This window comes from Paenibacillus radicibacter (genome assembly GCF_024721995.1).
In the GTDB taxonomy this organism is placed as follows: Bacteria; Bacillota; Bacilli; order Paenibacillales; family NBRC-103111; genus Paenibacillus_AM; species Paenibacillus_AM radicibacter.
Window position 1 is genome coordinate 126527 of sequence record NZ_JANQBC010000007.1, and the last position, 14439, is coordinate 140965.

Annotated in this window: 14 protein-coding genes; 7 read left to right on the top strand and 7 right to left on the bottom strand. The window is 43.6% G+C overall.

What is annotated here, in order from left to right; translation table 11 throughout:
• Positions 1 to 85 precede the first annotated feature (85 nt).
• The 3 genes from NV379_RS14030 (at position 86) to NV379_RS14040 (ending at position 2483) form a co-directional block, all read left to right on the top strand.
• Positions 86 to 832: an MFS transporter gene (locus NV379_RS14030; protein ID WP_258207941.1), complete on the top strand. Its 747-nt coding sequence runs from the start codon at positions 86 to 88 to the stop codon at positions 830 to 832.
• 15 nt (positions 833 to 847) lie between these two features.
• Complete coding sequence (locus NV379_RS14035) at positions 848 to 1258, top strand: MFS transporter (RefSeq protein ID WP_258208130.1); 411 nt, start codon at positions 848 to 850, stop codon at positions 1256 to 1258.
• Between the two features lie 145 nt (positions 1259 to 1403).
• A complete protein-coding gene (locus tag NV379_RS14040; RefSeq protein WP_258207942.1) occupies positions 1404 to 2483 on the top strand; it encodes a serine hydrolase domain-containing protein in 1080 nt (359 codons plus the stop codon).
• On the opposite strand, the gene NV379_RS14045 is transcribed toward NV379_RS14040, so the two are convergent.
• Positions 2445 to 3827 carry an MFS transporter gene (locus tag NV379_RS14045; protein ID WP_258207943.1) on the bottom strand — a complete coding sequence of 461 codons (1383 nt, stop codon included), beginning with the start codon at positions 3825 to 3827 and terminating at the stop codon, positions 2445 to 2447. The two genes, NV379_RS14040 and NV379_RS14045, sit on opposite strands and share 39 nt — an antisense overlap.
• An 88-nt stretch (positions 3828 to 3915) precedes the next feature.
• Positions 3916 to 4539, bottom strand: a complete 624-nt coding sequence (locus tag NV379_RS14050) for a TetR/AcrR family transcriptional regulator (RefSeq protein ID WP_258207944.1) — start codon at positions 4537 to 4539, stop codon at positions 3916 to 3918.
• 116 nt (positions 4540 to 4655) lie between these two features.
• Between NV379_RS14050 and NV379_RS14055 the strand changes: the two genes are divergently transcribed.
• Positions 4656 to 5471 carry an SDR family oxidoreductase gene (locus tag NV379_RS14055; protein ID WP_258207945.1) on the top strand — a complete coding sequence of 272 codons (816 nt, stop codon included), beginning with the start codon at positions 4656 to 4658 and terminating at the stop codon, positions 5469 to 5471.
• Positions 5472 to 5556: 85 nt separating this feature from the next.
• Here the strand turns inward: NV379_RS14055 and NV379_RS14060 are convergent, their stop codons facing one another.
• The gene (locus NV379_RS14060) at positions 5557 to 6849 is read right to left on the bottom strand and encodes a YncE family protein (RefSeq protein WP_308860291.1); all 1293 of its coding nucleotides are present in this window, start codon (positions 6847 to 6849) and stop codon (positions 5557 to 5559) included.
• Between the two features lie 132 nt (positions 6850 to 6981).
• On the opposite strand from NV379_RS14060, the gene NV379_RS14070 reads away from it, so the two are divergent.
• On the top strand, positions 6982 to 7512 hold the full coding sequence (locus tag NV379_RS14070) for a hypothetical protein (protein ID WP_258207946.1): 531 nt from the start codon (positions 6982 to 6984) through the stop codon (positions 7510 to 7512).
• Between the two features lie 19 nt (positions 7513 to 7531).
• On the opposite strand, the gene NV379_RS14075 is transcribed toward NV379_RS14070, so the two are convergent.
• Positions 7532 to 8239 carry an SRPBCC domain-containing protein gene (locus tag NV379_RS14075; protein ID WP_258207947.1) on the bottom strand — a complete coding sequence of 236 codons (708 nt, stop codon included), beginning with the start codon at positions 8237 to 8239 and terminating at the stop codon, positions 7532 to 7534.
• A complete protein-coding gene (locus tag NV379_RS14080) occupies positions 8240 to 8548 on the bottom strand; it encodes a metalloregulator ArsR/SmtB family transcription factor (RefSeq protein WP_258207948.1) in 309 nt (102 codons plus the stop codon).
• Between the two features lie 245 nt (positions 8549 to 8793).
• Between NV379_RS14080 and NV379_RS14085 the strand changes: the two genes are divergently transcribed.
• Positions 8794 to 10407, top strand: a complete 1614-nt coding sequence (locus tag NV379_RS14085) for a Na/Pi cotransporter family protein (RefSeq protein ID WP_258207949.1) — start codon at positions 8794 to 8796, stop codon at positions 10405 to 10407.
• A gap of 163 nt (positions 10408 to 10570) precedes the next feature.
• On the opposite strand, the gene NV379_RS14090 is transcribed toward NV379_RS14085, so the two are convergent.
• Positions 10571 to 11335, bottom strand: a complete 765-nt coding sequence (locus NV379_RS14090) for an SDR family oxidoreductase (protein WP_258207950.1) — start codon at positions 11333 to 11335, stop codon at positions 10571 to 10573.
• Between the two features lie 205 nt (positions 11336 to 11540).
• On the opposite strand from NV379_RS14090, the gene NV379_RS14095 reads away from it, so the two are divergent.
• The gene (locus NV379_RS14095; protein ID WP_258207951.1) at positions 11541 to 12260 is read left to right on the top strand and encodes a 2OG-Fe(II) oxygenase; all 720 of its coding nucleotides are present in this window, start codon (positions 11541 to 11543) and stop codon (positions 12258 to 12260) included.
• Between the two features lie 142 nt (positions 12261 to 12402).
• Here the strand turns inward: NV379_RS14095 and NV379_RS14100 are convergent, their stop codons facing one another.
• Entirely contained in the window at positions 12403 to 14238 is a 1836-nt protein-coding gene (locus tag NV379_RS14100) for a UbiD family decarboxylase (protein WP_258207952.1), read from the bottom strand.
• Between the last annotated feature and the right edge of the window lie 201 nt (positions 14239 to 14439).

Consider the following 14439-nt stretch of genomic DNA (forward strand, 5'->3'; position numbering starts at 1 on the left):
TTTGGAGTATATCCAAATGTTTTGCGTTCTTACGAAAAGTATACAGCTTAATTATAATACGTGTAAAGAGAGGAGTGATTCAATTATGAATCGATTCGTAATATATATATTAGCATTAGGTGTATTCTTAACAGCAACTTCGGAGCTTGTTATTTCAGGTATCCTGAACGTTATCTCACAGGACCTTAATATTTCACTAGCACTTAGCGGGCAACTAGTCACGGTGTACTCACTATCTTTTGCAATTGGGACACCCATCTTGATCTCACTTACTTCTCGTGTGAGTCGTACGAAGTTAATGTTAACTTCACTGCTTGTATTCGTATTCGGTAGTTTAATTGCGTTCTTTAGTCATAATGTGGAGCTTCTCATGTTATCACGTATCATTCTAGGCATTAGCTCAGGCGTTTATATCGTAGTGGTATTCGGTGTAGCAGCGAAGCTTGTACCTGCTGAGAAGGTTGGTAGCGCGGTTGGTACAATCGTTCTTGGATTTAGCACTTCGATGATCTTCGGGGTTCCGATTGGAATTATGATTACGAATTGGCTGAACTGGCAAGCAATCTTCATGATCTTGAGCGTAGCAACGTTGATTATTACATTCGTTATCATTCGTCTTGTTCCTGAAGTAAAGGGTGATGAGCCAGTATCCTTCTGGGCACAGTTTAAAGTATTAGGCAGCTTGGTGATCGTAAGTGGACTATTCATCACATTCTTTAAGGAAACAGGTAATTCCGTGATGATGACGTACTTAATTCCTTATATGCAGTCCATTCTAGGTGTTAAAGCTTCTTATGCCAGCATCATGATGCTTATATTCGGAATTTTCTGAACAATAGGTTCCCGTATTGGTGGTTACAGTGTGGATCGATTTGGACCAGGCAGAGTGATTATGATCAGTATTATCGTGCAAGCTGCTTCACTTCTGTTCTTGTCGATATTCGGTCATATCATGATTGTAGGTATACTATTGATCGGTATCATGATGATGTCATTGTTTGTAGGAATACCTGCTGTTCAGAGCTATTTTATTCAAAAAGCACCGTCTTCCTCTAACCTAGTCCTTAGCATCAACACATCTGTTGTACATCTTGGTCTTGCGGCGGGAGCGGGAACAGGCGGGATTTTGGTGGAAACATCTTCAACGTTGTCCTTCCATCCATTACTCGCAAGCTCAATGATCGTACTCGCAATGATTGCAGCTGTCATTAGTATGAGAGAATCTCGTAAAAAGCGTATCTCTTATTTGGCATCATAAGTCGCATGCATTTCTCAATATTGGATGTACCCAACTATCGTCTCTTCTTGGCATCATGCCATAAGAATGGGGCGATTTTTTATGATAATAATCATAATTAGTACATATATACTTACAAAAGTTAAAGAAGAGCGGAGGTTCTGCCATGAGCCGGACTGATCGGGCACAAACATCCATCGAAAGCTATTTTCGAACAAAAGTCCATAAAGATCCCCGTATACATAATGCATACTTGCTTGTTCACTCTGATAAATTGGATATCCATATGAAACTTGCGGAGGGCGTAACAGCAGGGCAGAAGGCACATGCGGATCAGCCATATTTTATTGCGAGCGTTGGGAAGCTGTTTACTTCTGTACTCATTGGGATATTGGTTGAAAAAGGATTGCTTGCTTACGAGGATTTGATTACGCAGTATTTGGATGCAGATTTGCTTCAAGGATTACATGTGTATAAGGATAGAGATTATATCAACACCATTCAGATTCGACATTTGCTCAATCATACTTCAGGGCTACCGTGTTATTTTGAAGATCAGCCGAAGCAAGCGAAGTCGATTCTTACGCTTATTTTGGATGAACCAAATCGCATATGGTCACAGCGTGAATTGTTGGACTTTTCCAAAGCACATTTGCAAGCTCGATTTGAGCCTGGCAAGGGATTCCACTACTCAGATACAGGCTACAATTTATTAGGACAAATTATTGAGAAAATAACAGATCGACGGCATCCTGAGGCGTTACGTCATTATATATTCGAACCTCTTGGTATGAACCAGTCCTGTTTAATTGATGAGGAGCCTATCGTTCAAAGTAAATACCCCAGAGCAGGTGTTTATATAGGAGACAAGAATGTGGTGGATTATCCGAGTCTTGGATTTGATTATGCAGGAGGTGGGATCGTATCGACTTCAGAGGAATTGCTTCTATTTATGAGGGCGCTAGTGCATGGGGAACTTGTAAGCCTAGGCACGATTGAGAGGATGAAAGCAGATAAGGCGAGGTTCTTCCTGGGGATTGATTATGGTTATGGTCTTATGCAATTTAAAGCCGTACCGCTATTCATGCCGCGCAAGTTTGAGATGTGGGGGAATGCCGGAGCTACTGGTTCTTTCATGTTCTATCATCCGGCACTCGACACTTACATCATAGGTAATTTAAATCAGTTTCGTTATCATCGACATGGTTTACGAATTGTGTTCCACACGATAGGCAAGCTTTCGTGATGCTGCACTCTGGTACATGTAGAATAGAAGAATACCGATATGCACCGCTGCAAGAACAAGAAATAGGTTGCTATAAGAGGAACTGACTGCATCTGAATGAAGTGGATTCCACGCCATATCGGATTGAACATTAGTCAATTTACTATACACCCCTGTTGCCATCCCTTGTGTAATGAAATTCATCATCGAAAAAATCCCCATACTGACGCCGATTTGATCTTTCGGCAGCGTACTTGAAATCGAATTGGACATCGCAATTTGCATAAACGATTGCCCGACGTTTCCCAAAATGAGAAAAACGGCAATGAGTATCGGTGAGATACCTGTAAATGACGAGAGCAGAAAGAAGCAGAGAATTAATGAACTGGATGCGATTGTGAATGAGTAAGCATTTCCTTTGCGATCAGCAAGCGTGCCACCTTTACGTCCTAAGAAAGCGGAGGCGATTGCGGCAGGGACCATGGCAAATCCGATCCAAGATGGAGGTAGATGATACACCTGTGCGAGCAAGATTGGAGTTATGAAATAAAGTGAGATCCCAATTCCAGTGATGAGAACAGCAAGAAGGACACCTACTGAATACTGTTTATTCTGAAAAATGCGAGGCTGAACGAACGGTTCAGCAGCAGTGCGAATACGAAGGATAAATAAGATGAAGGAAATTGCACTGACTAGTAGGAGTAACCATGTACTATTCGTTACAGCTAGTAACAGGGTAGCTGCGGTAACTGCTAGTAAACCTGCACCAATCCAATCAAATTTACCTGTAGAGGTCGGTTCATCATTCAAATATTTACGATAGTACGGTAGAGTTACCAAGATAAGAAGCGGAACGAAGAACAACCATCTCCAGTGGGCAATACTTACGATTAATGCAGCGATAACAGGACCGAGTGCGCTGCCTAAGGCTAAACCAACAGCAGTCATACCAAGAGCAGCGCCTCTGCGTTCAGGTGCGAAGTAACGAATCGGAATAAGAATAGCAATAGCTGGAATTGCGGCTGCACCAGCGGATTGAATGCACCGACCGACAAGTGCCATCCAGAATGTTTGGGAGACGAGACCGATTAATGACCCTAGTGCGAATAGGAATATTCCGAATGTAAGTATATTTTTTAACCGGAAGCGATCCGCTAGCTTGCCGTATGTGACAGTGCCAATTGCATAAATTAACGTATAGGCGGATGAGAACCAGCTAACCTCAGAGATTGTAAGATTAAATTCCTTACTGATCTGGGGAAGTACGATATTGAACATCAAAGCGCTCATGGATGAGATCATCATGGTGAGCATTAGAATACGAATTAACTTATCGCCGACTTGCAGCTTACTTGTGGTTTCCATAGAGGAAGCCTCCTTCAAAATTTTATTTGTGATCGTAAACGCAGGCAATAGCATGCAAGTGCTTACTTGCATTCATGAGGTAAAAAAACTAGGGGGTTAATGCCCTAGTAAATGTGACTGCACTTTCCAAAATGAACTGCTCCATCGTTGTAGAAGGGAAGGACGATTCACTCTCGTACATATTCGAAATGAATGCCCCGTAGTTCATCCACATAAACGATAAAGCTTGTGTGTTCGTGTTTGTCTCGATTAATTTCCCTTGATTGAGCATCTTGTCAAAATATTGCGTGAGCAGCTCCAGTAGTTTCTTCGGATGCTTATTCGCCTTCTCTTGGAATCCTGCGAAGATGTGATGTTCTTTGAGAGCGATCTGCATGACCTTCCGATTGCGATACATAATTTCTTGGTAGGATCGGCTGATGAGCAAGAGATCCGTATGTAAATCCCCAGTTATTTTATCTTGAAAAAGTTTCGTCATCTCATCTGCATAGTGAAAATGATGGAATGCTGTTTCGAGCAAATTTTGCTTATTACCAAACTGACGGAATAACGTCACTTCATTCACTCCGGCAGTTGCCGCGATCTCTTTGGTGGAAACACCGTTATAACCTTTTTCGGCGACTAGATCAATGACGGCTGTGAGTAGTTGATCTCGTTTGCAAATCTTATCGCTAATGATCGAAACCTCCTTTTTACAAACTAAAGAATGCAAGTGCTTGCTTTCATTTGTTTTTAATATATGTCAGAAAATTCTAAATGTCAATGCCTTATAAAAAATGTGCTCGATGTCAGATGGATTGAATACAGTGGAACAAGGGGGGGAGTCACATGTCCATTGCGATTACAGGGGCTACGGGTCAATTGGGTGCACACATCATTCAGCAGCTACTTGGGACAGTTGGAGCGGGATCTATAGTTGCGTGTGTTCGAGATGTAGGTAAAGCGCAGAAATATGTAAACCTAGGAATTGAAGTGCGGTATTGTGATTATGATTCTTCGGATTCATTGGCACAGGCATTTGTTGGCATCACGAAGTTATTGCTTATCTCCAGCTCGCATCATGATGATACAATCCGTCTTCGTCAGCATGCGCAAGTCATTGAAGCAGCGAAGAATGCGAATGTAGAGCATATCTTATATACGAGCTTTGCCTTTCTTGGAAAAGGATACATAGCCCCGTCGCATTTGCATTTGGCAACGGAGCATGCGATTCTCACAACAGGTATTGCGTACACGTTTCTTCGAAATGCACTGTACATGGACTTTGTGCATGTATTTGGTTTAGATGAGGCTATTACAAGTGGTGAACTTCATATCTATCCAGGAGATTGGAAATTCAATTCAGTAACGCGTGAAGATCTTGCCGAAGGGATTGCAACGGTCTTATCTGAATCCGGACATACCAATAAGACCTATGAGTTGACTGCATCTAGTCCTTGGACTTTTCAGGACTTAAGCGATGTGCTCACAGATCTTACAGGTAAACCGATTGCAGTTCGTCAGAATCCTTTGATTCAAAGTTGGATTTATGGATTTTTGAAACATATAGATGCAGCTTCTACTTCAAATGATTTGGAGAATTTACTGGGAAGACCCACAACTTCACTTCGTGAAAGTATTCGGAATTGGATCGTAATGCCTTAAGGCATTACTGCATGGGTTGTTTGCGTGAAGATGAGTGTTCTTGACCTGACATATAATAACAGGCTGCTTTCATGGGAGCAGCCTGTTATCGTTGTAAAGCAAGTACAGCTACACTACGAGGTCGTCTGCCGACAGAAACTGTGGCAATGACCGTGTTAGAGCCACCATCAATGATAGATAAATTGTTTGTCGTTGAATTGGCTACATAAATGGTATTCCGAGTTGGATTGACATCAATGCCTCTAGGTGCGGTGCCAACATTGACAGTTGCAATGACAGTATTACTTACGCCGTCAATGACAGATAGGTTTGAACTGCCTTCGTTCGTCACATAAGCACGATTGATTTGTGAATTGGTAGCAACTCTGGCAGGTGAGATGCCAACGGGGACAGAAGTAAGTAGGCTATTGTTCACTCCATCGATAACCGCTAACTGATTCAGGGCTCCACCTACGTTTGGAATATAAATGAGATTCGTAACAGGATTTACCCCGGAACGCATAAAGCCTTCTTCTTGCCCTTGCCCAGCTGGAATCGTAGCAATGACAGAACCGGATGTACCGGAGATGACAGAGATGGGATTCCCGGCACCTTGTGCGTTGCTGTAGACTAAGTTTGTAGTTGGATTGACATCCAGATTAGTAGGAATGAATCCAACAGGGATTGTGCGAGTGATCGTACGACTAATTCCGTCAATAACCGATAGATTATTGCTGTTAGAATACCCTACATATAATTCATTTGTTAAAGGATTCAAGCTAAGTTCAGAAGGTGCGCCTGGAACAGGGATGATGGTAAGTAAGCTGTTCGTGATCGCATCAATGACGTAAAGGTTATTGCCTCCTTCATTGCTTACATATAGCAAGTTCCGATTGGAATCAGCTGCGAGCGAAGAAGGTGCAAAACCTACAGGAATAGTAGCAATAGCAGAATTGGAATTGCCATCTAGTACAGATACGGTGTTATCATCTGTGTTCGCTATAAATATGCGATTAAAGGGGAGAACGACGGGTGGAAGAACGCCAGTTGCCCCTGTAGGTCCCGTTAAACCAGTCGCGCCGGTCGCCCCAGTAGCCCCGATAGGTCCAGTTGCCCCTGTGGCACCTGTTAAACCTATTCCTGTTGCCCCAGTAACGCCAATGCCAGTCGCCCCAGTCGCACCGATGGGTCCTCTGAAGCCTCTTGGACCTCGTGGTCCTCTTCTGCATTTAACAGGCTTACAGCAGCAGGGACGCTTCTTCTTTTTAAATTTACGTACTTTGCCTAGTGATTTAGGAGGTTTAGCTAGCTTAGGAAGTGGGCGCTTCCTCTTAAGCTTATTTTTCGCCCGTATGGCCACTATATCATCACGCTTCTTTCGGTTTGTATTTGTGAGCATATAAAACAGACTCAACGTTTGACCGTCGTCTGCTACCTATACTATGACTTGCTTGAGTTGGATTCTTTGGATAAGCAACTATTTTTAGACAGGCACTTGTTTATTTTCATAAAAAGAAAGAGGAGTGAGGACATGGACTACATAAGAGATTACGTGATGTACGCATCAGTTTTTGGAATGTTTAGTTTCTCATGGTTTGGTTGGGCACAGGAGAATCCGAGGGCAAGCTGGAGGAAATACATCGGGATTGCTTCGGGGATCGCATTACTTGTCTGTTTGTATGGAGTATATTTAAGCGTGACGAATTGGCACGCGCCATCTGCATTGAATGATACGGCAGCTTTCAAAAGTTATTTAATTTCGGTATACGCGGAATTTGCAATCGGAGGAATTGGGGCGATCGTCTTGCTTCGTAAGAAGAAACAACAATTCGTCGCCCCGTGGATCGCTTTCATTGTAGGCATTCATTTTATCGGATTGAAAAGTGTGTTTGATGATGCAAGCTTGTACCTTCTAGCCGGCTTATTAGTAGCTGTATCGGTAATCGCGCTTCTTACATCACGCAAGCTGAAAGTAGGTTACAGCGCAATTACGGGAATTGGAGCGGGAACTGTTTTGTTTGGCTTTGCACTATTAGGACTCATTCGTTATTGGATGGTTTAAAAGAATAGCTTGGTTGAAATCAAGAAGGCGACTTCTCGCCAAATGGAACAGTTGTAACGTGAAGTACATGCTGCTCGCCATCACGATGCACTGTGACCGCAATGGATTGACCAGGAGGTGTCATGGAAACGATCTCTTCAAAGTCGTTATACGACTCGACTGTACGCTCGTTGACGCGAACGATGATGTCTCCTTCTTGAATGATACTGCAAGCTGGTGTTCCTTCGGTGATCCCACATACAATAGAACCTTGCGTACCTTGTCCAAGATGTGTGTGATGTCTAACCCCGACCCAGCTTGTCCAGAATGTAGAACGTAGATCATGATCTTCTTCTAGCACACTCTTCATATTACGGAAAAATTGCTCCGTACCAAACGCCATATCTTCGACCATCATAAAGCCGTCTTCTCCAGCCCAAATGCCAGTATATTCAAGTGTCACGAGTGTACCTCCATCAACCTCTTCAAGGGTCCAGATCGTAAGATCGCCATTCTCTTCTTCTAGGACAAGCCTCTTGCTCACTTCGAACTCTTTCACTGTGGTAGAAGTAAGTACACCCCAGCCATAATCCAGTTCTACTTTCCCACCAATTCGAAGATCTATCGATGCGCTTTGCGTTTCCCAGCGATTCAGCTCCTCTGCAATCGTCAGTGCTTTCCATACCCGCTCAGGGGTCGTACGAATGAACATGTCTCGCTTGATGCTTGTAATCGGTGAATCGAACATTTATTGTTCCTCCTCCAGAAAGTGTTTGAGTCCTGCCAGTTTCTTTTCCAAGACAAGACCTAATTCACGCTGCAGTTGAGAGAATTCATGCTGATACACCGGCGTGTTGAGTCGATAATAGCAATACTTACCCTGTTTGCGTTCTAGCAGAAGTTGCTCTTCTTGTAAAATCGCAAGATGTTTCTTAATCGCAGGCTGAGAGATTGAGAATGCAGCAACGATGTCAGACTGTGTACATTCTGCTCTTGCGACCATATGTAGAATCTTTCTACGAATTGGATCTGCAATTGCACGATAGATGTCTGTCATGGTCAAAATGACCTCCAATCATATAACCATATGGTTATATATTATATACATAAAAATGAATTAAATGTAAACATTTGAAAGTATTCGTATGATTTTTAAGAAAAAAGAGTGATTTTGTGTAACATTTTTAATAGCTTCCACAAATTACTAATTTTTTCTTTCGAAAAAGTGATATTTTTGCATCAAAATTTATTAAAATACATGAGCATACATTTTTTAGACACCATGTTGAGGGGGATCACATCTTGGATTGGCAAGATATTTTGTTTAAGTTCGTCGGGGGGCTGGGTATCTTCTTATTCGGTATCAAATCGATGTCGGATGGGTTACAGAAAACAGCAGGCGATAAAATGAGGGGGATTCTAGCTGCCTACACATCAAATCCGATTCTTGGGATTCTGGTCGGTATTGCAGTTACAATCTTAATTCAATCCTCTACAGGTACGACGGTGATGGCAATTGGACTTGTAAACGCTGGTCTTATTACGCTTCGCCAAGTAATTGGTATTATTCTGGGAGCAAACATCGGAACAACGATGACGGCATTCATTGTCGGGATCAAGATTGAGAAATATGCGCTGCCGATTATTGCAGTAGGGGCGTTCTTCCTATTTTTCATTAGCAAAAAGAAGTTCCAGTACATCGGTCAGATTATATTCGGGTTCGGTACATTGTTCCTTGGTCTGTCAACGATGGGTGGAGGGTTAAAGCCACTTAGTGAACTGCCAGCATTTGCTGACTTTATCGTAAAGATCTCGGATAATTCCTTCCTTGGTGTTATGGTTGGAACCGTGTTTACGATGATCGTCCAAAGTTCGAGTGCGACAATTGGAATTTTGCAGACGATTGCCGATGAAGGCATGATTGATTTGTATGCAGCACTGCCTGTCCTATTCGGGGACAATATCGGTACGACGATTACAGCGATTCTTGCTGCAATTGGTACATCTGTTGCAGCGAAGCGAACGGCGCTTGCTCACGTTATTTTTAACGTAGTAGGTACGATTATTTTCATGTTGGCTCTGCCACTTGTGTACCAGGCTGTTCTATGGATTGGACAAGATGTGAATATTCGGATGCAAATTGCGTATGCACACGGCTTGTTTAATCTTACGAATACGCTTATCTTCATACCATTGATTCCAGCACTTGCATGGCTGGCAACGAAGATTGTTCCAGGATCGATGCAAGAAATTGAGTTTAAACCTAAATTCTTGGATGCAGCATTCTTAGCAACACCAGCGGTAGCGCTAGGTCAAGCGCAGAATGAGATTTTACGAATGGGTAAATTTGCGCAGGAAACGCTTAATGATGCTTCCAATTATTTTTTCAATAAAGAAGAGAAGGTCGCGGCGCTCGCGCTGCAAAAAGAAGAACTTATTAATGAGCTGGATCGGAAGATCACCGAATATATGGTTAAGATTCAGCAGAACGGATTGACCGAAGGAGAGGCAGCGAAAGCGTCCATTCTGATGCAGACGATTAACGATATTGAACGTATTGGGGATCATGCAGAGAACATTGTGGAATTGTCGGAGCTGAGTCATACGAACAAATATGAATTCTCCAAAGAAGCGATGCAAGATCTGAAGAACATGTTGGAGCTTGCAGATACGACTGTTGAGCGTGCGCTCTATGCGCTTGAAAATCATGATCTAAAAGTTGCGGAAGAAGTGCTGAAGAGCGAGTCTGAGCTGGATCGCATGGAAAGAGCGTACCGCAAAGCCCATCTAAGCCGTCTGAATAAGAACTTGTGTAACGGCGCGTCAGGTGCGATTTATCTGGATATACTAAGTAATCTAGAGCGTGTAGGGGATCACTGTAAGAACATTGCGCAGTACATTTTACACGAAGAATAAAGAGAAATGACCATACTCTCGAGTGTTGAGAGGCGGTCATTTTTTTGCTTTTTGCCAGAACAGGAACTAGATTTAGTCGACAGGTTTAAAGACGTCAATGAACCATCTAGGTTTTGTCTCTCTAATCTAGCCGAAATACATATCTCATAAAAAATGTTCCAAATTACAAATGTGAACCACCGCTTGCGTCGATGACTTGACCTGTCACCCATCCGCTTTCGGAGGATGCGAGGAAGGCTGCGATATCTGCGATATTCTTCGGCTCACCCCATCTACCGAAAATGGAGAAGTTAGCACCAAACTGATAGCTTTCCGGATCTTGCAGCATACCTGCTTGCAAATCGGTAGCGACGAAAGCGGGTGCGATTGCATTGATCGTAATACCGCGTGGACCGAGCTCATTAGCCAAGGAAAGAGTCAATGCATTGATCGTTGCTTTCGACATGCTGTATGCTGGGACTCCCGGTAGGGAAATACGTGTAACAGCTGACGAAATTTGAATGATACGTCCGCCATTACGTAGGTGAGGCATTGCTTGTTGAATCATGAAGAACGGTGCCTTCACATTTAGCGTCATCAATGCATCGAAGTCTGCTTCTTTCGTATCGGCGATGCTCGCACCAAGACTAGTTCCTGCGTTGTTGACCAGAATATCAATTGCTGTCGTGCCGAATCTTTCGACGAGTTCACTGCCAACAGCCGCATAGAGTGTCTGAATTCCATCAAGCGTTGAGAGGTCAGCTCCAACAGCAAAGGCAGAACCGCCGCTAGAATTGATCTCTTTGACTACCTCCTGGGCTGCACCGAGGTTTGTTCCATAATGTACAGCAACTGTTGCACCTTCACGTCCAAGTCGCTGTGCGATAGCGCGGCCAATCCCTCTACTCCCACCTGTTACGATTGCTACTTTACCCATTAAATTACTCATTTTCAACAACTCCTGTTCATTTGTTTTCTTGCACAAATCAGTTGTACCATGATCGCAATTTCACAATGTTGCTCTCTAATTTTCTAGAATTATCCACTTTCACTATCTTGCGTTCCTATTCCTGATTACGTACAAAAGGCAGGTTCGAGAGGTATACTGAGCTTCATAGCGTGTATCTTTATGAATAAATGGAGCGTGATCGAGCATGACTGAACGTTCAGGATTGTTAGGGAGAATGGAGTCTTTAGATTGGGAGAAGCTGCGAGGAATGATGAATGAGCAGGGGTATGCAGTCATTCCTAATCTACTAGATAAAGAGCAATGTGAGCAGATAATTAGCACCTATGAGCAAGACGAACTGTTTCGAACGACGATCAACATGGCGAGATACCGATTTGGAGTAGGTGAGTACAAATATTATCAATCTCCACTTCCGTCACTTCTTGATCAATTACGAGCTGGGTTATATCCTGAGCTGGCGAGGCTCGCAAATGTTTGGCATCAGCATTTGGGGTTAGAAGCTAATTACCCTGATTCTTTACCCAAGTTTCTTGAACAATGTCACGCACGAGGACAACAGCGTCCAACACCGCTAATCTTGCGCTATGAAGCTGGTGGTTACAATTGTTTACATCAGGATTTATATGGCGAAGTATATTTTCCATTCCAAGTTGTTATGGTCTTAACGGAGCAGGGAGTAGACTATACTGGTGGGGAGTTTTTACTCGTTGAGCAGCGCCCAAGAGCGCAGAGTAGAGGACATGCGATCGTGATCGAACAAGGATCAGCACTTATTTTTCCGACACAATATCGACCGATACTAGGTTCTCGGGGGTATTACAGAGCGACAATGCGTCACGGTGTCAGCACGATAAACGCAGGAGTGAGATACAGCTTGGGGATTATTTTTCATGATGCAACTTAAGACGAAGTAATCAACTACGATGACCAATCTACTAGCGAGTTTAAACCTTCCTTATGACGTCAATCCACTAAAAAGTAAAGGGTGTTCCCTAAAGTCCCGAGAGACTAGAGAACACCCTTTATGCAAGCTTGAATCATTTTACCTAGATCGAGACATGCGCCAAACTTCCACCCGCTGCAAACACGCGCTTAATGCTCTCTTCCACATTCGGATCTGGAATAAGCGGTGGAGCTTGGTGCGGCTTCGTACGTGCGTCGATAATGAGGTTATCGCAGCCCCAATGCTTGAAGTCGTAGCCACTGTTCACGCCATACATGTCATGGGATGGATTGCTTCGTGTGAATGTTGCCCATAGGAAATTATCGAGAGTCGCACTCAGGAACTCACTATCATCACAGAGGATGATCATCGGACAGCTAGTCAGCTCACCGCGTGCTTCTATCGCTTCACAAAGCTTAGCAATCTCATGCTTCGCATCTTCGTAAGTCGTGAAATTACTGCCTTGAATGGCAACAATCCCCGGCATAATAAGGTTCACATTCTCAAACCCTTGCAAGCCTTGCAACTGCTCTGGCACCTCGCGGCATAGCTCGCGCTTCTTATCACCAACCGCTGCAATGACGACCTTACTTCCTGTATTAAACCCTGTACCGGAGTAGTCTAGGGTGTCGATCGTTGTATTCGTTTGAAAATGAAGATCGCGTCTCATATCGATCCGCTCCAAGATATAAGCCAAGAACTCATCCATCTTGTGTGTTGTAACGGGCTGCTGTTCTTCCGCTGTCATAAACAAGTATTTCGCTAAACTGAGCTGTCCAGTACCGAGAATACGGTTTGCTTGCGTCAGAATTTCCATCGGTTGCTTCACCGTTGTGTATGGCGTATAACGCTCACTTCCAATTGCGAATAGCAGCGGATGCACACCAGCCGCGTCAACTGCGTGAACTTCCTTCACTCCCGGAATTTCCTGACGAATCGCACTGCCTGTCAGCTGATGAATGAGATCGCCGAATGACGTGTCCTCTTGAGGAGGACGTCCCACTACTGTGAATGGGAAAATTGCGTTATCTCGCGCATACACTTTATGAACCTTAAGCACTGGGAACTCATGTATCAAGCTGTAGTAGCCCAAGTGATCGCCGAAAGGTCCTTCTGGTTTCGTTTCATTCGGGTGAAGTTCGCCAGTGATGACGAAATCGGCATCTAAGCTAATGCAATGTCCATCCACATAGCTATAACGGAAGTGACGACCTCCCAATAATCCTGCAAAAGTAAGCTCACTCATTCCTTCTGGAAGCGGCATAATCGCAGATAACGTATGGGATGGAGGTCCGCCTACGAAGATACTCACTTTCAGCGGTTGACCCAGCTTCGTCGCTTTGTCTTGATGTACACCAATGCCTCTATGAATCTGGTAGTGGATACCGACTTCTTTGTTAAGCTCATAGTCATTGCCGTTCAGTTGAATGCGGTACATCCCTAAGTTCGAGTTCATGATGCCCGGCTTCTCCGGATCTTCGGAATACACTTGCGGAAGCGTGATGAACGCGCCGCCATCGCCTTGCCAGTGCTTAATGAGCGGCATGTCTGCGATTTGAATCTCTTTGAATCCAGGAGCGGAATTGCCCATTTTCTTAAGAGGGAGAGCCTTTCTCGCAGCTAAACCCGTACCTACGTATTTAAAAGGATGCTTGAGTGCTTTCATCGGATCGTTGCGAAGCGAGATCACATCTGTCGTTGAATTCCATGTGTCTCTGAAAATAAACTTGCTGCGCTCAATCGTTCCGAACAAGTTCGATACCGCAGGGAACTTGGAGCCTTTTACATTTTCAAATAATAGAGCAGGACCGCCAGCCGCATAAACTTTCATATGTATAGCAGCCATCTCTAAATTCGGATCTACTTCTTCTTTAATACGAACCAGATGGCCGTGTTTTTCAAGATCAAGGATACATTCTTCTAAATTTCGATATTTCATGGGATAACTCCAATCTGAGGGAAAATAAGAACGATGTACAACCTCTATTATGTGAAAAAAAGGGCCAAATCACAAGCGGATGGGGGATACTGGATGAAAAATAGACTCTAAAAATGAACAAAAAGAGCAAGATTACCCGCAGACATGGATTTCTTGTCGGGTCAATCTTGCTCTGCTTTGTTACAAACAGATTTATCTCAG